This window comes from Streptomyces sp. NBC_01551 (assembly GCF_026339935.1).
Classification (GTDB): Bacteria; Actinomycetota; Actinomycetes; order Streptomycetales; family Streptomycetaceae; genus Streptomyces.
Genome location: NZ_JAPEPX010000001.1, coordinates 4,558,724 through 4,576,643 on the forward strand (window position 1 = coordinate 4,558,724; position 17,920 = coordinate 4,576,643).

Annotated in this window: 21 protein-coding genes and 1 tRNA gene; 19 read left to right on the forward strand and 3 right to left on the reverse strand. The window is 68.4% G+C overall.

Features of this window, described 5'->3' with window-relative positions:
* Nucleotides 1–98 precede the first annotated feature (98 nt).
* The 3 genes from OG982_RS20790 (at nt 99) to OG982_RS20800 (ending at nt 3,093) form a co-directional block, all read left to right on the forward strand.
* On the forward strand, nt 99–893 hold the full coding sequence (locus OG982_RS20790; RefSeq protein ID WP_266949051.1) for a TIGR04255 family protein: 795 nt from the start codon (nt 99–101) through the stop codon (nt 891–893).
* A 1,150-nt stretch (nt 894–2,043) separates the two neighbouring features.
* On the forward strand, nt 2,044–2,481 hold the full coding sequence (locus OG982_RS20795) for a GntR family transcriptional regulator (protein ID WP_266949053.1): 438 nt from the start codon (nt 2,044–2,046) through the stop codon (nt 2,479–2,481).
* Nucleotides 2,482–2,529: 48 nt separating this feature from the next.
* Nucleotides 2,530–3,093 carry an HD domain-containing protein gene (locus tag OG982_RS20800; RefSeq protein ID WP_266949054.1) on the forward strand — a complete coding sequence of 188 codons (564 nt, stop codon included), beginning with the start codon at nt 2,530–2,532 and terminating at the stop codon, nt 3,091–3,093.
* Here OG982_RS20800 and OG982_RS20805 read toward each other — a convergent pair.
* Both OG982_RS20805 and OG982_RS20810 read right to left on the reverse strand, forming a co-directional pair.
* Nucleotides 3,086–3,559: an NUDIX domain-containing protein gene (locus OG982_RS20805; RefSeq protein WP_266949056.1), complete on the reverse strand. Its 474-nt coding sequence runs from the start codon at nt 3,557–3,559 to the stop codon at nt 3,086–3,088. The genes OG982_RS20800 and OG982_RS20805 overlap by 8 nt on opposite strands.
* Complete coding sequence (locus OG982_RS20810) at nt 3,556–4,302, reverse strand: XRE family transcriptional regulator (protein WP_266949057.1); 747 nt, start codon at nt 4,300–4,302, stop codon at nt 3,556–3,558. The genes OG982_RS20805 and OG982_RS20810 overlap by 4 nt, the downstream gene beginning before the upstream one ends.
* A 325-nt stretch (nt 4,303–4,627) precedes the next feature.
* On the opposite strand from OG982_RS20810, the gene OG982_RS20815 reads away from it, so the two are divergent.
* The 15 genes from OG982_RS20815 to OG982_RS20885 all read left to right on the forward strand — a co-directional run bounded on the left by OG982_RS20815 (nt 4,628) and on the right by OG982_RS20885 (nt 16,674).
* On the forward strand, nt 4,628–4,930 hold the full coding sequence (locus tag OG982_RS20815; RefSeq protein WP_266949059.1) for a hypothetical protein: 303 nt from the start codon (nt 4,628–4,630) through the stop codon (nt 4,928–4,930).
* A complete protein-coding gene (locus OG982_RS20820; protein WP_266949061.1) occupies nt 4,927–5,526 on the forward strand; it encodes a hypothetical protein in 600 nt (199 codons plus the stop codon). The genes OG982_RS20815 and OG982_RS20820 overlap by 4 nt, the downstream gene beginning before the upstream one ends.
* Entirely contained in the window at nt 5,523–6,530 is a 1,008-nt protein-coding gene (locus tag OG982_RS20825; protein ID WP_266949062.1) for a DUF2637 domain-containing protein, read from the forward strand. The genes OG982_RS20820 and OG982_RS20825 overlap by 4 nt, the downstream gene beginning before the upstream one ends.
* On the forward strand, nt 6,527–7,171 hold the full coding sequence (locus tag OG982_RS20830; protein WP_266949063.1) for a GGDEF domain-containing protein: 645 nt from the start codon (nt 6,527–6,529) through the stop codon (nt 7,169–7,171). The genes OG982_RS20825 and OG982_RS20830 overlap by 4 nt, the downstream gene beginning before the upstream one ends.
* Nucleotides 7,171–7,554 carry an RRQRL motif-containing zinc-binding protein gene (locus OG982_RS20835; protein WP_266949065.1) on the forward strand — a complete coding sequence of 128 codons (384 nt, stop codon included), beginning with the start codon at nt 7,171–7,173 and terminating at the stop codon, nt 7,552–7,554. Before OG982_RS20830 ends, OG982_RS20835 begins: the two co-directional genes overlap by 1 nt.
* A gap of 79 nt (nt 7,555–7,633) precedes the next feature.
* Nucleotides 7,634–9,835: a cell division protein FtsK gene (locus tag OG982_RS20840; RefSeq protein WP_266949067.1), complete on the forward strand. Its 2,202-nt coding sequence runs from the start codon at nt 7,634–7,636 to the stop codon at nt 9,833–9,835.
* Between the two features lie 141 nt (nt 9,836–9,976).
* Entirely contained in the window at nt 9,977–10,228 is a 252-nt protein-coding gene (locus tag OG982_RS20845; protein WP_266949068.1) for a hypothetical protein, read from the forward strand.
* A gap of 21 nt (nt 10,229–10,249) precedes the next feature.
* Entirely contained in the window at nt 10,250–10,444 is a 195-nt protein-coding gene (locus tag OG982_RS20850) for a hypothetical protein (RefSeq protein WP_266949070.1), read from the forward strand.
* A gap of 14 nt (nt 10,445–10,458) precedes the next feature.
* Nucleotides 10,459–11,049, forward strand: coding sequence for a hypothetical protein (locus OG982_RS20855; RefSeq protein WP_266949071.1), 591 nt, complete (start codon nt 10,459–10,461; stop codon nt 11,047–11,049).
* Between the two features lie 88 nt (nt 11,050–11,137).
* Entirely contained in the window at nt 11,138–11,872 is a 735-nt protein-coding gene (locus OG982_RS20860) for a DNA methylase (RefSeq protein ID WP_266949073.1), read from the forward strand.
* Nucleotides 11,869–12,744: a bifunctional DNA primase/polymerase gene (locus tag OG982_RS20865; protein ID WP_266949074.1), complete on the forward strand. Its 876-nt coding sequence runs from the start codon at nt 11,869–11,871 to the stop codon at nt 12,742–12,744. The genes OG982_RS20860 and OG982_RS20865 overlap by 4 nt, the downstream gene beginning before the upstream one ends.
* Nucleotides 12,741–13,844, forward strand: coding sequence for an AAA family ATPase (locus OG982_RS20870; protein ID WP_266949076.1), 1,104 nt, complete (start codon nt 12,741–12,743; stop codon nt 13,842–13,844). Before OG982_RS20865 ends, OG982_RS20870 begins: the two co-directional genes overlap by 4 nt.
* Before the next feature lie 56 nt (nt 13,845–13,900).
* Complete coding sequence (locus tag OG982_RS20875; RefSeq protein WP_266949077.1) at nt 13,901–14,095, forward strand: AlpA family transcriptional regulator; 195 nt, start codon at nt 13,901–13,903, stop codon at nt 14,093–14,095.
* Nucleotides 14,092–15,561, forward strand: coding sequence for a site-specific integrase (locus tag OG982_RS20880; protein WP_266949078.1), 1,470 nt, complete (start codon nt 14,092–14,094; stop codon nt 15,559–15,561). The genes OG982_RS20875 and OG982_RS20880 overlap by 4 nt, the downstream gene beginning before the upstream one ends.
* A 264-nt stretch (nt 15,562–15,825) precedes the next feature.
* A complete protein-coding gene (locus tag OG982_RS20885) occupies nt 15,826–16,674 on the forward strand; it encodes an SLATT domain-containing protein (protein WP_266949079.1) in 849 nt (282 codons plus the stop codon).
* A 312-nt stretch (nt 16,675–16,986) separates the two neighbouring features.
* On the opposite strand, the gene OG982_RS20890 is transcribed toward OG982_RS20885, so the two are convergent.
* Nucleotides 16,987–17,058: transfer RNA gene (locus tag OG982_RS20890), tRNA-Arg, on the reverse strand.
* Nucleotides 17,059–17,157: 99 nt separating this feature from the next.
* Between OG982_RS20890 and OG982_RS20895 the strand changes: the two genes are divergently transcribed.
* The gene (locus tag OG982_RS20895) at nt 17,158–17,634 is read left to right on the forward strand and encodes a response regulator (RefSeq protein ID WP_266784526.1); all 477 of its coding nucleotides are present in this window, start codon (nt 17,158–17,160) and stop codon (nt 17,632–17,634) included.
* Nucleotides 17,635–17,920 lie beyond the last annotated feature (286 nt).

Sequence of the window (17,920 nt, forward strand, 5' to 3'; positions counted from 1 at the left end):
ACACCGCATATGTCCAATGCCCTAGGCCCATGCTAGATCTCGCCGACAGCTGTCTTTTGATCAGCGCATGCGGGTAGCCTGAACACAGGGGAGGCCAGATGACCGATTCGCTGCGTTTTGAGCAGCCTCCAGTGCGTGAGGTCACCCTCGCGCTGATGCTGGAACCCATTGCCAAGCTGCAGACGCTTGACCTGGCCCCACTGCGCGTTGAGTGGCGCTCCGAGTATCCAACGCTCCAGGAGGCTACCCCGCTCGCTCGTTGGCGCCTCTCCGATGGTGACGACGTCGAGTTCATGGGTTCGGGGGTCTCTTGGCCTATGGGTCTCTGTACGTTTTCGACGGAATCCGGCGACAAGAGCATCAAGTTTCAGCAGGATAGATTCCTGATCACGTGGACGTTCGGTGATGAGGCGCCTACTTATCCGGGGTTTGCGGCCCTCAAGGGTGAGCTCCTGGGGAAGTTTTCCCAGTACGTGAAACTCGTAAGTGAAGCGTCAGGTGCGATCCCCATTGTTCGGCGGGTCGATGCTCAGTATGTCAACTACCTTCCTGGAGTCTCTGCGCAGGATGCCATGGCTGGGATCCTTTCAGGTTGGTCGTCAGGTGGGACGTTCCCGTTTCGCGCCCCGGACTACTGCGGCTTCAGGATTCGATATCGAGAGTCAGAGTTGAATTCTAGGGTTGCCGTTTTGATTGGCGTCGATTCGGCAGGGGGAGAGGACGAGGCGGGCGATTTCGTCTACAGCTCCACCCTAGCGCTGGATGCTGAAGGGGAGGTCGGTGAAGGCCACGACTACGTGAGCATGCTCGAGAGTGCCCATGATGTGCTGACTTCGGCCTTTCTTGACGTTACAAGCATTGCGATGCGGGCGAGTTGGGGTGAAACCCCGTGACGGCGTACGGGGCCTCAATCGCGCGCACCTTCCCCACTCTCGGGGGACGCTCGGGAGAGGGTCGTGAAGCCGGCCTGTGGATGATCCGGCGGGGGAAGTCGACGCGCGCTAGCGGTCGTCGACTCGCTGGCGAACGCGAGATCGAAAGCAAACTTGAGCTGCAGATGTATGCCAGCGACAAGCTCCGTGAGATGCGGAGACTTCCTCGCGGGTGGGATGGGCGTGATGCCGGCCCTGTCTCTCAGGAGGTTACTCAGGCGGCCTATAGGACCCTCGATAAGCTCGCGGACTTCCGTACCATTTTCCCATTTATTACTCCCGGTGAAGATGGTTCAGTTCTTCTGGAGTGGAGGGCGGGACGCGAGCGTCTCGAGTTGGAATTCTTCCCAGACGAGCCTCCGTACGTGCGCTACGTTGATGTCGACGGTCGAGTTCGAATCAGAGGGTCTTGGGGTTCTGACGGCATTGGGTATACCGAAGTCAGGCGTTCGCTAAGGATGCTCTCGTCTCGGATTTGGGTGGCAAATCCGGGCTGGAAGGCATTGTTCTCCTGATTTAATGCGCGAGGGGGGAATGTTGGTCTGGGATGATGCGTCAATTCCTAACAGTGAGATCATGTATCGCCGCGTTCCGAATCACCCGGATTTCTTGATTCCCGACCTCGAGACAGGTGAGAAATTTGTCACTCGAACCGCCTTTCAGTGGGACGATGATGGAATATCTGTCTATCGGAGTTCCATCTTGGAGGCTAAGGGCCTCGGCCCTGGCGCTGTGACGCGCCGCGAGGGACAGATGGCTTTCGGATTTTCGGCTGCCGCACCTCGTACTTGTGGCGCTGGCGTGGTCAACGACCCAATCCCTGACGATCCGCCAGCGGGGATCGCCCACGCGTTGATTCAGTGTGAGACCGTGAAGCCTGATAAAGCGCGACGTCGTGAGATTGCAGAAACACTCGCTGAGGCTTCAAGGATGCATTTTCCTGAAGGGTGAGCGCGGGTGAGGACGGACAGCCCGGACAGCTCCCTACCGTGCTGTCCGGGCCGTTTGCGCTGCTCAGGGTTCCAACCGGACAGTCGGACAGCTGGGACGCCCCGTCCGCGGGGTGGGGGCGTGCGAAGCTGGATCGCGACCCAGGTTGAAGGAGGAGTGCGTGCCGAGCCCCAGTCCGCGTGGGACGTATCAGGTGATCTCTCAGGTGTTGCGTGAGCGGATCGCTGCCGGGGACTACGCCGACGGGTTGCCGTCCGAGGCGGAGATCGGGCGGGAGTTCGGCGTGGCGCGCACGACTGTGCGGCGGGCGCTGCGGACCCTCGAAGAGGCTGGGGCCGTCAAGGCCGTGGCTGGCGTCGGGCGTGCGGTGGCCGGCAGTGCCGAGGCTCCGCCGTACGAGCGGATCATGAACGACCTGTTGGGGCAGATCCGGAGCGGGGAGCTTCCCGCCGGCGCCCGGCTGCCGAGTGAAGCGGCGCTCGCTGAGACGTACGCGGTTGCCCGTGGGACCGTGCGCCGTGCAGTGCGCGAGCTGGAGGCCGCCGGGCACGTCGAGGCTCGGCATGGCGTGGGACGGTTCGTCCGTTCCTCCTCCTGAAGCCCGAACCCTGAACTCCTGGCTCTGACTCCATCGGAGGCGCTGGACATGCAGTTGGCCAAGTGGGCCCACGATCTCGCCGAGTCCCTGCTCGCCGACGACCTGCCGCGGCGGTGGGCTCACTCTCAGCGCGTCTACGCACAAGCCCTGGCACTGGCGCCGGCGCTTGGTGCTGACGCCGAACTGCTGGCCGCCGCCGCCATCGCGCATGACGTCGGGTATGCCGAGCGTGCGGTGGACACCGGTCAGCACATGATTGATGGCGCACGGTATCTGCGGGATGTGGTGGGTGCCGATCCGCGGTTGTGCAGCATCGTCGCCTTCCACACGTCCTCGCCATGGGAAGCATCCGAACTCGGGCTGGCCGATGCGCTCGCGGAGTTCGGGCCTGCGGAGCCAGAGTTGGTCGATGCCATCACCTACTGCGACCTGACCAGCAGCCCGATCGGGGACCTGGTGGACCCGGCCCATCGCCTCGCCGAGGTACTGGAGCGGTACGGCCCGGACCACGTCGTCTTCCGGGCTGTGTCCGCGGCGCGGCCCGAGCTGCTGGAGCGCGTGGCCCGGGTCCGGGAGCGGCAGGCTGAGGCCGTCGGCGCGCGGCTCAGCTGATCACCGGGGTCGCCGCGTCGCGGAAGCCCTCCTCCAAACGCCGGCGCGTGGTGGGGGAGACGTCCAGGGACTCCAGCTCCGCCCGCGGGACCCATCGCACCGCAAACGACTCCGAGCTCACCCTGATCTCCCCGCCGACCGGCCGGGCGCGGAAGCAGAGTGAGAACTCCTGGCGTACCTCTCCGTCCGCGAAAGCGATGACGTGGCCCGGGTCGGTGAAGATGCCGACCAGGCCCACCACCTCCACGTGAATGCCGGTTTCCTCCAAGACCTCGCGGACGACCGTGCCCGCGATGTTCTCGCCGACCTCCTGGACGCCCCCCGGCATGCCCCAACGACCGTTGTCGGAGCGCCGTTCGAGGAGGACGTCACCAGCGTCGTTCACCACGAAGGCAGTGACTGCCGGCACGATGCTGTTGGCCTTCGGGGCTGCGGGATCGTCGAAGTAGTCGGTACGGCGGCTCATGAGGGCCTTTCGAAGGGGACGGCTTCCTCCCACACCTTCTCGAAGCTCTGCTGGTACGTCGACACCAGCTCGGCCCCGGCCACGCGGCGCAGATGCAGGACCGGGGCCATCGGCGCGCTGACGCCATAGACCTGGGTGTTCACCAGCCACTCGTCATCCGAGCGGTACAGGGAGTTGTGGAGCGTGGACCGATGGATCCGGAACTCGATCCCCGGCACCGAGTAGAGCGGGCGGTAGAGCTTCATGACCTCGCGAACCTTGTAGGCGACGCCTTCCCCGATCTCCTCCTCCTGGCCGCGGCGCTGGATCTCAGGGCTCTCGGGATCGCCCAGCAGGATGCGTGCGCGGACACCAGAGGCCGCTTTCAGTCGGAGTAGCTGGGGCCACCGCGGATTCTCGGCGAGGAACACGCCGGCGTGGACGAGTACGCCGATCTCTCGCTCTGCCCGGCCGAAGAGCTGCAACCACAGTTCCGGCGGGACGTACGAGCGGTGCGGATAGACCTTGAGGACCTCGGCGTCAGCCGCGTCTTTGCGCTGGCCGTCAGGTAGTCCGTTCGGCCAGAGGTACGCCTCGTCCTCACGCAGGTGAGCGGCTATTGCGAGGCGGTGGCGCCGGTATGGGGCGCGCCCCTGGGAGATCCACCGCTCCACCGTCTTGGGGTCCACGCCGACATGTTCGGCCATGGCTTCGACCGTGACGCCGTGCGTGAGCATCGCCGACCGTAACCGCTCGTTCGCCATCCCAGCTCCTAGGGACGTCCAGGGACGTACTCAACTCCCCGAACGCTATCCAGGACGTCCCAAGTCGTCCAGGGACGTGGTCACTTCGTCCCGGGCCTCGGCGGCAATCTGATGTCACGCCGAAGGGCGGCCCGAAACAGCGAAGGCCTTGACAGCCGTAGCTGGACGCATCATCGTGAGATACATGTTCAAGCATGTATCTCATGCTTGAACAGGGCGCTTCATGTGCCCTGACCTGCACTGCCTGCGTCGCGCGGCGGGACTCCCCAGCAAGGTCGCCCGCCGTCGTGGCCCTCCCTGCCCCTCCGATTTGTGGAGAGCACCTATGCGTACGTTCATCGGCGGCCAAGAGGCCGTCAGCGCGAACGACTTCGTGGAACTCGCCCTTGGCACCCCGGTTGAGCTGTGGCTCGGGGTGGAGGGCGAGAGCGAGGAGGAGCGTGCGGCCCGACTCGACGCGGCCCGCGACATCCTCGCCGAGAACTCCACCCTGCCGGACGACGTCAGCCGGGTCGCCGCCGAGGTGATCGAGGCTTACGCGCCGGAGCTGTTCAACGTCATCCCGATCGGCCGGCCCCCGGTTGGCGCGCGTCGCCGCGCCCGCTCCCGCAAGGGGGCAGCGGCATGAGCCATCTGACCCCCGAGCCGGAGGACCTCCTCGACCACACCGGCCAGCAGCGCCCGACTCAGGGCATGAACCTGGCCGAGGGCGAGATTCGGTCCGCCATGGCTTTCCACGAGGCCGGACACGCCGTCCTCGGCATCGCGTACGGGATGCACGCCGAGCGGGTCACCCTCTTCACCTGGCAGGACCCGCACCAGGGCAGGCTGGTGACCGGCTCGACGAGCTGGAACGCGAGCGGCATCCGCCCGTGGCGCTTCGCCGCCCAGTGCGCCGCCGGCGAGGCCGCACAGGTTCACTTCCTGCGCGAGCAGGGGCTGTGGACGCCGAAGCGCGCTGCCGCGTTAGAGGCAGTGCACGACCGCGAGCTCGCCATCGACGTTCTCGCTCAGTGGGGCTTCCTCCTCGGTCGTGACCACACCCCGGCCGGCGGGAAGTCCTGGGCCGCGGTGCAGGCCATCGCCGCCCGGTCCGTTGCCCTGCTCTGGCCGGGCATCACCGCGGTGGCTCACGCCCTGGAAGCGCACGACGAGCTGATCGGCGACGACGCCGCCCGCCTGGCGGGGCTGGCGAACCCTCCGGCCGCCGGGGGTGCGCGATGACCACCCTGACCATGGCGGAACGGTCGGCGGTACCGCCGCTGACCCGTCCGGAGCTGGGCCTTGCCGGTACCGGAGCTCTGGCCGCGGCCGGTGTCGGGGCATTGGGGCTGATCTCCTCGTTCGACGCGGTCTCGGCCGCAGCCGGGCGGTGGGGGTTCGGTGAGCCGTGGATGCTCCCGGTCGGCATCGACACCGCCATCCCGGTGTTCACGGTGGCCAACTTGCTGTTGATCCGGATGGACATGGCGTTGGTGTGGGTCCGGTTCGTGCCGTGGGCGCTCACGCTGATCACGTGTGGGCTGAACATCGCGGCCGGACAAGGGCTGTGGGCCAAGGTCGCGCACGGCACGATGCCTCTGCTGTGGGTGGTCTTCTCCGAGATCGGCGCCCACATCTACGCCGTCCGCATCGGCGCCGTCACCGGCCGCCGGATGGACAAGATCCGTGCCTCCCGCTGGCTGCTTGCCTTCCCTTCCACCTTCTCCCTGTGGCGCCGAATGACCCTGTGGGAGATCACCTCATACACCGATGCGCTCGGGCGGGAGAAGGAGCGCCAGCTCGCCCGCGCCGACCTGCGCGAGGAGTACGGGTGGCGGTGGCGATCGAAGACCCCGCGCCGCGAACGCGTCCTGCTCCGCCTGGGGGAGCTCGCCCCCGAGAGCGACGAGGCGGCGCCCGAGCCGCCCGCGTCACCCGTGCCGTCACCCGAGCCGGAGGAGCAGAGGGCGCCCCAAGCGCCGCGTAAGCGGACCGCCCGCCCTCGGGCCAAGGCCAGGAAGCCGCTTAGGACCGCTGAGGAGCTGTTGGCCGAGGCGCGCGAGATCACGGTGGCGTGGCCTGACAGCGCGATCAATGCCGAGGCGATCCGGACGCATCTTCACTGCTCGGCCGCCAGCTCCCGGGCTCTGCGGGACCAGCTCCTCACCGACCGCACCGCGGCCGATGCCCTGCCCCTGCCCGAGAACGAGACGACCGCCGAGGTGGCCGAGGAGGTCGCAGCATGAACACCCTGCTCACCACCCTGGCGGGAGCCTTACCCGTCGCCGCCGGCTGGTCCGGACACGTTCTCTGGCTGCGTCGGCGCCTGCACACCGCCCGCCGCGACCCACTCACCGGGCTGCTGACCCGGGACGGCTTCACCCGCCGCGCTTCCACCCTGCTCCGCGACGAGCGGGCGGTCGTGCTCCTGGCGGACGTGGACGACTTCAAGCGGATCAACGACCGGCACGGCCACGCCGCCGGTGACGCGCTGCTGAAGGCGACCGCGGACCGGCTGGCCCACTACGTCGGTGCGGCCGGGGTCGCCGGCCGCCTCGGTGGTGATGAGTTCGCTGCCGTCGTCCTCGACCCGCACGGCACCGCCGAAGACCTCTTCGCCGCCCTCCACGCCGTCCTTGCCCGCCCCGCGGATCCCCACCGTGCGGACGTCCGTACGACGGTCTCGCTCGGGTGGGTACGGGTAGCGGACTTCCCTGCCGATGGGCTCGCCGAACTCCTCGGCCGGGCTGATGAGGCGATGTACGCGGCCAAGCAGGCCCGCGCCGGCATCAAGCGCGCCGGCCTGGGGCGGCTGTTCGCCACGGTCGCCGGGCGCCGCTCCGGCCGACGCGGCGCCCGCACCGACACGACCGCGGCGGCGGCCTGATGGGCGCGCTCACGCTCTCCGAGTGCTTCGACCCGACCGGGGCGACGTACGGGATACCGACCTACCCATGGCGCTACGCCCCGGAGGGTCTGGCAACCCGGCGGCAACTGCGCGCCGAGGGGCTACGGCCGGGCGGCCAACCGGTCGCCGCACAGCTCCTGCGCCCGCGGTTCCGACGAGAGCCGCTGGTGGCCTACCTCTACCGGGTCGACCGGGCCAAGCCCGTCCGACCGATGACGTCCCGCAAGTGGGGCGCCCTCGCCCTGGCGATGCTGGCCCGCCGCACCTGCCCGACATGCCGCACCGACGCCGGATACGTCATCCCGCCCTCGCTCGGGGCGTGCGTGACGTGCGCCTACCCCGACGAACCGCGCGCCGCATAACTCGCCACAGCGGGACCCGGTCTCAACCGACCAAAGAAGCGGCCGGGTCCCGCAATCCCTCCCGAGAGAAGGACCCTCAGTGAAACACCCCGACGACGAGAACGAACTCTTCTCCCAACTCGAAGCCGACATGGCGGCCGACTTCGGCGCCGACGTGGTCGACCTCGACAAGGCGCGCTCCGCCCGCGCCGAGTCGCCCTACTCCGCCACCGGACCGGCCGCCGACTCGACCCCCTTGGGGTCGGGCGACCCGTCGGCCCGACGGTTGGTCGACGGCCCGGACGTCGCTGCGCCCGGCTACCTCGGCCGACTGGCCGGGGCCAAGCGGCGGGCGATCGTTCCCGCATGGCTGCGGTCGACGGCAGAGCTGAAGACGGCGGCCAGCTGGGTTGCCCGGCACTACGCCCACCTCGTCGGCTACCACGCATTGCGCGCCCCGGTCTACGCCGGGCGCTTCACGCTCCAAGCGCCGCGCGGGGCCGCTCGGTTCGCCAGCGGAACGCTGCGGTGGGTGGCCGACCGCGAGGGCGAGCCGGTCCGACTGGCCGCCGTCCGGCGCGAGGACGTCGGCGAGTACCTCAAGCTCTCCCGCCAGCGCGACGGCCGCGTACGCCTGCGCACCCTGGTCGCCGCCCTCGCCAGCCTGGTCGGGTTAGGGGCCGCGCTCGCCCTGTACGTGCTGGCTCCCGGCTGGCTCCAGGCTGTCTCCCTGGGCGCGCTGTTGCTCGCCCTCGGCGCGGCCGGCGGACAGGCCGACGCCCCGGTCGTCCACAGGGCTGTGGAGATGACCAAGGCACCCAAGCTCACCTCCGACATCGTCCTGCGCGCCCTCGGCGCCCTGGGCATCGCGCCGATCAGTCAGGCGCAGGCGAAGGGCCGGGACGGCTTCACCTTCACCGCTCCCATCACCCGCGACGGCCCCGGCTGGCGGGCCGAGGGGGACCTTCCGTACGGCGTGACCGTGACGGACGTGATCGAGCGCCGCGACAAGCTCGCCTCCGGCCTGCGCCGGCCGCTCGGGTGCGTCTGGCCCGAGGCCGTCCCCGACGAGCACACCGGCCACCTCGTTCTCTGGGTGGGCGACCAGGACATGACCAAGGCCACCAAGCCCAAGTGGCCCTTGCTCACCTCGGGCGTGGTGGACCTCTTCAAGCCCGTGGCCTACGGCACCGACCAGCGCGGTCGCTGGGTGGAAGTCACCTTGATGTTCATCGCCGGTGTGATCGGCGCGATCCCCCGCATGGGCAAGACCTTCCTCCTCCGTCTGCTCCTGCTGATCGCCGCGCTGGACCCGCGGGCGGAGCTGCACACCTACGACATGAAGGGCACTGGCGACCTTGACCCGGTCGGCAACGCCGTCTCCCACCGCCACGCCGCGGGCGACGACGACGAGTCCATCGCCTACACGCTCACCGACTTCCGCGCGCTGCGGGAGGAGCTGCGGCGGCGGGTGAAGGTGATCCGCTCCCTGCCGCGGGACATCTGCCCGGAGAACAAGGTCACCAGCGGTCTCGCCGACAAGCGGTCGCTGGGGCTGCACCCGATCGTGGTCGGGGTGGACGAGTGCCAGGTGCTGTTCGAGCACGCCGAGCACGGCAAGGAGTTCGAGGAGATCGCCACCGACCTGGTCAAGCGCGGACCGGCCACGGGGATCGTGCTGCTGCTGGCCACACAGCGGCCGGACGCGAAGTCCCTGCCCACCGGCATCTCGGCAAACGCCTCGGCCCGCTGGTGCCTGAAGGTCATGGGCCAGACCGAGAACGACATGGTCCTGGGCACCTCCTCCTACAAGCGCGGAGTGCGGGCCACGATGTTCGCCTGGGGCGACAAGGGCATCCACTACTTCATGGGCGAGGGTGCCGACGCCCGGATCGTGGCCTCCACCTACATCGACGCCCCCGGCGCCGAAGTGATCGCGGCCCGCGCCCGAACCGTCCGCGACAAGGCGGGACTCCTCACCGGCCACGCGCTCGGCGAGGCCCCCGAGACAGTGACGGGCCCCTCGTACGACCTCCTCGCCGACATCCTCGCCGTCGTCCCGGCGGCGGAGAAGCGGGTCTGGAACGAGCGGATCGCCTCCCGCCTCGCCGACCTGCGGCCCGAGGTCTACGGCGGTTGGAAGGGTGAGAACGTCACCAGCGCCCTCAAGCCCCACGGCATCAAGACCGTCGACGTCGCCGGTACCACCGACGAAGGACAGCGCACCACCCGCCGCGGCATCGTCCGCGCCGACCTCGCGAAGGCGATTGCGGAGCGTAGCGAAAATCCCGGTGCCGCGTAGCTCCGAACCCCTGCTACCAGTAGCAGGCCAACCTGCTACCGGTAGCACCCCCGCTAGCACCTCAAACCGCACCTGATCTGGTCGCTAGCGCATAGCAGTCCACCTGCGAAATCCCCTGAAACCAGCCTGGGAGGGCCCTTCATGACCCCTGCCCTGCTCGCTATCGCCTGCCTGCTCACCATCACTCTCGGTTATGGAAGCTTGTGCGCGGTCTCGCCACTCGGGACCTGCCGCAAGTGCCGCGGCTTCGGCTTCGCCATGACCACCGACCGCAAGGGCCGCCTCAAGCGGGGCAAGCACTGCCGCCGCTGCGACGGCCACGGCAAGCGCATCCGACTCGGCCGCTGGCTCTACAACCGCGCCGTCCGCATCCACCACGCCGGCACCCGTTGACCCACCCACGGAGGTACTCGAATGATCTTCACCATCTCCGCCGTCCTGCTGTTTGGCGCCGGGTCCTACTTCGCCGTCCGCACCAAGGCCGCCGGCGCCGGTGCCGCAATCGTCCTGTTCCTCTTCGGCTTCTTCGCCGCCGGCACCGGCGCGTACGAGCCCATCACGAACGTCGTGAAGTCCACCGCCCAGGCCCTCACCGACCTCGCCAACTAGGAAGGAGAACCCCGATGTACGAGCCGATCACCTACCAGCACTGGGCCATCAAACTCACCCCCAAGGCTGTCCCGGCGCTGGCCACCAGCACGGTCCTGATCCTGGGCCGGATCTGGAACGCCAACGGCGCCGAGCACAGCACCGGGAACGCCGCGCTCATGACCGTGCTCGCCCTCGGGGCGGCAGCGGCCGGCGGGCTCGCATCCGCGGGCCGTAGCGGTGACGCGGCGCTCGCGGGAACCGCGTTCGCACTCTCCGGTGGCCTCGCCCTCGCCGGGGTCGCGGGGTACGCGGACGGTCTGTCCCTGCCGCTGCTGCTGTGGGCCCTGGCCACCACCGTCGCCTACAGCCTGGCCAACCGGTACTGGCGCACCGACCGCCGCGAATCCCTCGCCCACGACCGGCACACCGCCGCACGTCGTGAGGAGCACGCCCACATCGAACGCGTCGAGATCCTGCGTGCCCACACGCAGATCGAGGTGGCCCGCGAGGCCTCCACGTACGCCACGGCCCTCGCCGAGGCCATGACTACCCGCGCGATGTTGCCCGGCTTCGACCCCGAGGCCCTCACCCGCGCCGGACTCCCGTCCGGCCCCACCAAGTAGTTACGCCGCGGCGGCGGGACTCCCCAGCAAGGTCGCCCGCCGCCGCGGCCCTCCCCGCCTATCCGAAGACAGACAGGAGACCCCAAGCATGACCTACCTCAAGCCCGTTGCGCACCTGGGCGATGACCGTCCCTTGCTGCTCGATCTGTTCTGCTGCGCCGGCGGCGCGGCCATGGGCTACCACCGAGCCGGCTTCACCGTCCACGGCGTTGACATCGCCAACCGTTCCCCGCGGTACCCGTTTGCGTTCCGGCAGGGTGACGCTCTCGCCGTCCTCGCCGAACTCATCGAGACCGGCGAAATCGCGGCGTACTCCCTCGTGCACGCCTCACCGCCCTGTCAGGGCAAGTGCACCCTGACCGTAGGCACCAACCAGGCCATGGGATGGGGCGGCGAGCACATCGACCTTGTCGCGCCGACCCGGGCGCTTCTGGACGCGGCTGGGGTGCCCTATGTGATCGAACAGCCCAACGGCAAGGCGGCCGTCCGCAAGGACATCAGCCTGTGCGGCGAAATGTTCGGCCTCGGCGTACTGCGGCACAGGAACTTCGAGCTCGGCGGTTGGAGCACCCTGCGGCCCGCACACCAGCCGCATCGGGGCCGGGTGAGGGGGTGGCGGCACGGGGAGTTCCACGACGGCCCGTACGTGGCCGCGTACGGTTCCGGTGGCGGCAAGGCCACCGTGCCGGAAATGCAGGCGGCCATGGGCATCGACTGGACCGATGTCCGCAAGGAACTGACCGAGGCCATTCCCCCGGCGTTCAGTGAGTGGCTCGGCCACGCCTTCCACACCCGCATCCTGACCGGGCAGGTGGCCGCATGACTGCATACGCCGCATGCCTGCACATCGCCCTCGACCTCGCCGAGCGCGGGGTGCCGGTGCTGCCGTTGAGTCGCGACAAGCGGCCCGTGGCCAACTGCCGCGCCTGCCGCGAGAACGCGTGCGGCGGCCGACCCGTCATGAAGACGCCCGGCCCCTGCCGGTGCGTGCGGCCCTGCCATGGGTGGGCCGCCGCCACCACCGACCCCGAGACCCTCACCTCCGGGGCGTGGGCTTCGGCGTGGCGGCAGGCGGGATCGATCGGCTACCACCCGGGCGCCGCCGGCCTGACCGTGGTGGACCTGGACAGCTCTGAGGCGGTCGCCTGGGCCCACAGCGCGCTCCCCGCCACGCGCGCAGTGTCCAGCACTCGCGGACAGCACTGGATCTACCTCGGTGCCATGGCCTCACACAACGCCGTGCGCCCCGGGGTGGACCTGAAGTCCTCCATGGCCTACGCCCGCTGGCTCGGGCCCGGCACCGGCACCATGGTCCGCCTGCCCGATGCCGTCCGCGCCTTGCTCGCGAGGGAAGAGACCACCCCCGCCCGGGGGCGGGTGGCCTCTTCCACCCCCGGCCCGACAACCTTCAGCCGGGACGTCGCCGGTGGCTGCTGGCACAACGAGACCTTCATCGGCGAGGGCTTGGCCCGAGGGCTCGCCCTGATCGCTGCCAAGCGCGAGTCCGGGGCCGGAGGTCAGACGTTCGGAGTCGCTCGATTCCTGGCAGCCCAGCACGCCAACTGCCCGGGCCCGTGCGCTCTTGGTTCGGTTCGGGAGCAGCTCGTGGCGGCCGCCGTCGCCGTGGGCGTACCCGAGCGCTACGCCGAGCGTGCCGTCGCCCGTGGCTTCGCCAACGTGGGGGCTGCTGCATGACCGCCAATCCGATCCCGCCGCTGCACCTCTACTCCGTACCGAGCGAGTCGCGCAAGGCAGATCAGGCGAGCCCGCCGAAGCGCGAGAGGCCGCGGACCGCGTGGACCGCCGATCAGCTCATGGCGACGGAGTTCCCCGAACCGAAGTGGGCCGTGCCTGGCATCCTCGCCGAAGGCGTCAGCCTCCTCGCCGGACCGCCCAAGGTCGGCAAGTCCTGGCTCTCCCTCGGCCTGGCGCTCTCCGTCGCGGCCGGCGGTCAAGCATTCGACTCTGTATCGGTCCTGGGCGGGCCTGTCCTCTACCTCGCTCTGGAAGACACTCCGCGGCGCCTCCAGTCCCGCATGGGCAAGCTCCTTGGCGGCCAGCCCGCACCCGCAGGTCTGACCTTGGTCACCGAATGCCCGCCGTTCCCCCAGGGCGGAGACGCGGCGATTGCCCAGTGGCTGGACCGGAACCCGGACGCTCGCATGGTCGTGATCGACGTCTTCGCCAAGATGCGGGGCCAGGCCCCACAAGGGATTTCCGCGTACGACGCGGACTACCACGCTGTCGGCTACGCCAAGCGGCTCGCGGATCACTACGGCATCGCCGTGGTCCTGGTCCACCACGTCCGCAAGGCGGGCTCCGAGGACTTCCTCACCGAGGTATCGGGCACCAACGGCATCGCGGGAGCCGCTGACGCCACGCTCGTCCTGAAGCGGGCCCGCGGCCAGGCGGACGGCATCCTGCACGTTACCGGCCGCGACGTGGACGAAGCCGAGTACGCCCTTCAGTTCCAGTCCGCCTCCGGCGCCTGGCACCTCCTCGACGGACCGGCCTCCGACCACCTCGTCGGCGACACCCGAGCCGTCATCCTCCGCCACGTCCGCGCCAACCCCGGCGCCCGCCCCAAGGACATCGCCGAAGCCCTGCCCCACCTTGATGCCGACACTGTCCGGCGCACCTGCTCCCGCATGGCCACCGACGGCCAGCTCACCAAGGACGCCGGCGGCAACTACTACCCGGACACCGCGACCCAGACCGAGGCCACCCCCGAGGTGTCCCAGCTGTCCGACTGTCCGGTTGACCCCTCTGATCTGCGAAAAGGACCTGGACAGTGAAACCAGGAGCTGTCCGGGGTGTCCGGTCCGACAACCGCCCTCGAAGGGACGTGGAAGTGAGTGCTCGTGTCACGGACGAGATGCTGACCATCGCGGAAATCATCGCCGACCTGAAGGTCCCCAGGGCGACGTTCTACCGGTGGCGCCAGCTCGGCAAGGCCCCGCGTTCGATCAAGCTGCCCAACGGTGACGTGCGCATCCGCCGGTCCCAGTACGAGCGGTGGCTTGCTGAGCAGGAGGACGCCGCGTGATCAACTGGAAGGCCGGCGGCGACTCGGGTGCCCGCGAGAGCGGGCGCCCGGGTGGTCTCTTCACCGAAGCACTCTCCACCGACGTACGGATCTGGAAAGTCACCACCGTCAAGAGCAAGAGGGCGCCGTACCAACTCCGCTGGACGGTCGCCGGCCAGGTGAAGACAGCCAGCTTCGCCACCACCGCCCTGGCGGACAGCCGACGTTCGCAGCTACGGCAGGCCATGAGCCGCGGTGAGGCGTTCGGTGTGGACTCCGGCCTTCCCGTCTCGGAACTACGGGCCGCGGCAGCCAAGGCCGCGGAAGCGGAGTCAGGGAGGAACGACCCGAATTGGTGGGCGTTCTCCCGCGAATACATGGCTACCCGATGGCGCACCGCGGCCGCCAAGACGCGGGAGGGGTTGGCGGACAGCCTCGCGGCCGTGGCGATAGCCATGGCAGGCGAAGGGCCGAAGCCCCCCTCGCCTGAGGACGTGCGCCTCGCCATGCGGTGGGCGGTTGTCCCCTCCCATGCGTACGAGGAAGCGCCATCCGCCCTCCTGGCGGCCTGCGACTGGCTGGCACGGGAATCGCTGCCCCTCTCGGCCCTGAAGGACTCCCGGGTGGTGCGGGATGTTCACTACCGGCTGGCCTTCAAGCTCGACGGCGGGCCGGCCGCCGCCGAGACGTATAAGCGCCGCCGGCGGGGCTTCAACACCGCCATGGAGTACGCGATCCAGGAGGGCTACCTCGACGCCAACCCGCTTGCGGGAGTCCGGCGTCCGTCCACTTCCCGCACAAGCGGTGTCGTGGATCCGCGCGTACTCGTCAACGAAGTGCAGGGCCGCCAGCTCCTCACAGCCGTCTCGTACGTAGGGTCCGTGCACCGGAACCGGGGGCGGCGGCTCGTGGCCTTCTTCGGATGCATGCTGCTCGGCGCCACGCGGCCGGCCGAAGCGGTGGGGCTCGCGCTCCCGCAGTGCCGACTTCCGGACTCGGGATGGGGGGAGTTGCTGCTAAAGGAGACCCGGCCGGTCTCCGGACGGAAGTGGACCGATTCGGGGGAGCGGCACGACAAGCGGGGCCTGAAATCCCGCGAGGTCACACAAGTGCGCCGGGTGCCGATCCCGCCCGTCCTGGTCTCCCTACTGCGTGATCACGTAGAAGAGTTCGGGACGGCTCGGGACGGGCGGCTCTTCTTCAACGAGCGGGGTGGGCTACTCGGAAGTTCGAGCTACTGGCGTGTCTGGCAGGAAGCCCGGGTGCTGGCTCTTCCTCCTGAAAAGGCCACCTCCCCGCTGGCACGCCGCCCGTACGACCTGCGGTCCACCTGCATCACGAACTGGCTCCGCGCCGGCCTCCCCGTCGCCGAGGTCGCCCGGCGGGCTGGGAACTCTCCAGAGGTGATCCACCGGAACTATGCCGGTTGCCTGGACGACAGCGAGGAAGAGAACAACAGGAAGATCGAACTGGCCATGGGCTGGTAGGCGTCGCCGCCCGAAGCCTTCTGGCCGAGGGGGCGGGTGAAGCCCTGCACTCAGCACTGCTGAGTGCAGGGCTTCACCCGTTCGGTGCGGAACTGGTTCACGGGCCCACCCAGTTATCCCCTCCCCCTTCTGGGGAACTCTGCCAATACGTCTGCTAGGTGAGCGGTTAATCCGTACCATCCATCTCATGCGGCAAGCAGAGAGCGAAACCTCACCCATTGCCCCGACAGCAGGTCTGCTGCCGCAGGGAGGGGAGTTCGATAGATGACAATTTCGTCACGCACCCAAAGCGGCACGTTGACTACCGATACTTTAATTGAGTACCGGCGTGAAATTGCCGACCTGCAGCAGAGAATCAGAAATCGACGCCTGCAAGTTGCTGGCCTGTACGGGACGCCGTCCGCCATTGTGGCCATCGTCGTAGCGTGGGCAGTCCTCAAGATCTCACTCTGGACGGACTTACCCACCCCGAAGGGGGTGGGTAACACGCTTGTCGGCGTCATTTTCCTGCTAGCAGTTGCTACTGCTGCTCAGTTCGCAATTGAGTTCAGTAGCTTATTCGATGTTTGGCGAGACGAGAAAACGTCCGTTCGGGAGCTCAAGCTCGACCTTGCGTTGGCCGAAGAGCGTCACATCCTTGAGGCTCGACGACACACTCCACCTCCGGTAGACAGGCAGGCGTCCTATCGAGAACGGCTTCCGGGAGAGGTCTTCCGATTGCGCGCGGAGTCGCGGCATTACCGGCGCATGCACCTTCTGATGCAGTGGCTGCTGTTTTTCGGTTCGGCATCTATTTCCGCAGTCGCCGCTTGGTTCGATCCGCCTCAGCCTGGAAAGGGTGTCCTGATCGCGCTAGGTTTCATGGTTACGGTTGTTACTGCTGCGGCGGGCTACTTCAAACCGCGTGAAAGGGCCTTCAACCTTCAGCAGACTGCGGACAATATTGAGCAACACGCGACGGCCCTCGATCTGGGAATCGCTCCTTACAATTCAATCGAAGAGGCGCAGAACCTAGAGCTGTTCGCCACGACTGTCGAAGGCCTGCGAGCCGAACAACGCATGCGGGAGCAGCAGTTGGATCAGCCTCAGCAGGGGCAGCAGCAGGTCATCTGAGCATGGCGCCGCTGAAGGAGGCCTCGCTTAAGTCCGCATGGACTCAGGCGAGGCTCTCTTACCAGGGCTCCTCTGCCAGCCCTGAACCAAAGTGAGCGCATGGCGTGGCTGGTCGGGGCATCTGTCCGCGATCGGCGTGAGCTGCTGGCCCCGGCGCGGCGCGGGCCTCGTCAGGCCCCGCAGCTCACGCGCTACTCACGCGTGGACGGCGCTACACAACGACAAAGGCCCGGACTCAGTGGGACTGAGTTCGGGCCTTCATGCTTGGCACTTCAGCTGGTCAGCGGCGTGATCGCGCTGTCTCTGCTGGAGTGCCCCCGGCAGGATTCGAACCTGCGCACACGGCTCCGGAGGCCGTTGCTCTATCCCCTGAGCTACGGGGGCGTGTCGTTCGCGTTGCGGCGACGGGTTGAACACTACCAGCTTCCGCGGGGTGATCAGGAACCGATTACGAGCCGGAGGGGAGTGGGTCGCCCGGAGGGGGTGGAAGTGGCAAAAACCCGGACGCGGGGGCGGGAGCGGACCTACTCTCGAGTTGTGCCAGGCGTCTCGGGCCGGGTGCTTGTTGTCGACGACAACAAGGTCATCCGGCAGCTGATCAAGGTCAATCTCGAGCTGGAGGGCTTCGAGGTCGTGACCGCGAACGATGGTGCCGAATGCCTGGACGTGGTCCATCGGGTGTGTCCGGATGTGATCACCCTTGATGTGGTCATGCCCCGGCTCGACGGGTTCGGGGCCGCCGCGCGGCTGAGGGCCGATCCGCGGACGCGGCATCTTCCGCTCGCCATCGTCAGTGCCTGTACGCAGCACGAGGTGGAGACCGGGATCGCCGCCGGGGTGGACGCGTTCCTCGCCAAGCCCTTCGAGCCCGCCGAGTTGGTGCGGGTGGTGCGGCGGCTGATCGAGCGTAAGGACCGGAGGGAGCGGAAAGGGGCTCCTGCCGGGCGGGGGAGAGGGTGACCCCGGCACCCGGCACCCGGCACCCGGCACCCGGGACCGTGGCCTCGGTGGTGACCCGGGTCGGTGACCCCGGGCCCGGGATGGTGGCCCCGGTGGTGACCCGGGTCGGTGACCCCGGGTCTAGGGATGGTGGCCTCGGTGGTGACCCGGGACCGTGGCCCCGGTGGTGACCCCGCGCGGTGGCCCCGGGGGTGATCCCGCACAGTGAGTCGGTGGTGTGAGGGCGTCGCTGTTCACATGGCGAAACCCTTCGCGTGACAGGCGGGTCTCTCCCCTAGGCTGGGTC

Excerpts from the sequence above, each read along its gene's own strand:
- OG982_RS20790 (WP_266949051.1), top strand. The coding sequence starts at position 99 with ATGACCGATTCGCTGCGTTTTGAGCAGCCTCCAGTGCGTGAGGTCACC.
- OG982_RS20800 (WP_266949054.1), top strand. The coding sequence starts at position 2,530 with ATGCAGTTGGCCAAGTGGGCCCACGATCTCGCCGAGTCCCTGCTCGCC.
- OG982_RS20805 (WP_266949056.1), bottom strand. The coding sequence starts at position 3,559 with ATGAGCCGCCGTACCGACTACTTCGACGATCCCGCAGCCCCGAAGGCC.
- OG982_RS20810 (WP_266949057.1), bottom strand. The coding sequence starts at position 4,302 with ATGGCGAACGAGCGGTTACGGTCGGCGATGCTCACGCACGGCGTCACG.
- OG982_RS20815 (WP_266949059.1), top strand. The coding sequence starts at position 4,628 with ATGCGTACGTTCATCGGCGGCCAAGAGGCCGTCAGCGCGAACGACTTC.
- OG982_RS20820 (WP_266949061.1), top strand. The coding sequence starts at position 4,927 with ATGAGCCATCTGACCCCCGAGCCGGAGGACCTCCTCGACCACACCGGC.
- OG982_RS20825 (WP_266949062.1), top strand. The coding sequence starts at position 5,523 with ATGACCACCCTGACCATGGCGGAACGGTCGGCGGTACCGCCGCTGACC.
- OG982_RS20830 (WP_266949063.1), top strand. The coding sequence starts at position 6,527 with ATGAACACCCTGCTCACCACCCTGGCGGGAGCCTTACCCGTCGCCGCC.
- OG982_RS20835 (WP_266949065.1), top strand. The coding sequence starts at position 7,171 with ATGGGCGCGCTCACGCTCTCCGAGTGCTTCGACCCGACCGGGGCGACG.
- OG982_RS20845 (WP_266949068.1), top strand. The coding sequence starts at position 9,977 with ATGACCCCTGCCCTGCTCGCTATCGCCTGCCTGCTCACCATCACTCTC.
- OG982_RS20850 (WP_266949070.1), top strand. The coding sequence starts at position 10,250 with ATGATCTTCACCATCTCCGCCGTCCTGCTGTTTGGCGCCGGGTCCTAC.
- OG982_RS20855 (WP_266949071.1), top strand. The coding sequence starts at position 10,459 with ATGTACGAGCCGATCACCTACCAGCACTGGGCCATCAAACTCACCCCC.
- OG982_RS20860 (WP_266949073.1), top strand. The coding sequence starts at position 11,138 with ATGACCTACCTCAAGCCCGTTGCGCACCTGGGCGATGACCGTCCCTTG.
- OG982_RS20865 (WP_266949074.1), top strand. The coding sequence starts at position 11,869 with ATGACTGCATACGCCGCATGCCTGCACATCGCCCTCGACCTCGCCGAG.
- OG982_RS20870 (WP_266949076.1), top strand. The coding sequence starts at position 12,741 with ATGACCGCCAATCCGATCCCGCCGCTGCACCTCTACTCCGTACCGAGC.
- OG982_RS20885 (WP_266949079.1), top strand. The coding sequence starts at position 15,826 with ATGACAATTTCGTCACGCACCCAAAGCGGCACGTTGACTACCGATACT.